This window comes from Klenkia sp. AC732 (genome assembly GCF_979256525.1).
This window is the reverse complement of sequence record NZ_CEEDOS010000118.1, coordinates 1-268: the sequence shown is the minus strand read 5'-3', so window position 1 is coordinate 268 and position 268 is coordinate 1. Positions and strand designations below refer to the sequence as shown.

Here is a 268-nt window from a genome sequence, read left to right as displayed (position 1 = left end):
GACCTACGTGCTGCCGGTGCTCACCTACTCCGCCCCCGAGGCCGTCCGGGCCGCCCTCATGTGGCGGCACTCGACGCTGGACCTGGCCCGCGAGCGCGCCCGCGTGCTCGGCCACGAGGGTGCCGCGGTCCCGTGGCGGACCATCCGCGGTGAGGAGACCAGCGGCTACTGGCCGGCCGGCACCGCGGCCTTCCACGTCCACGCCGACATCGCCGACGCCGGCGCCCGGTCCTACGCGGCGACCTTCGACGACACCTTCGACGAGCAG

Annotated in this window: 1 pseudogene; it reads left to right on the top strand. The window is 75.4% G+C overall.

Annotated features, from left to right (window positions below):
* Positions 1-268: pseudogene (locus AC0IVP_RS21920) on the top strand (family 65 glycosyl hydrolase); the annotation flags it as partial.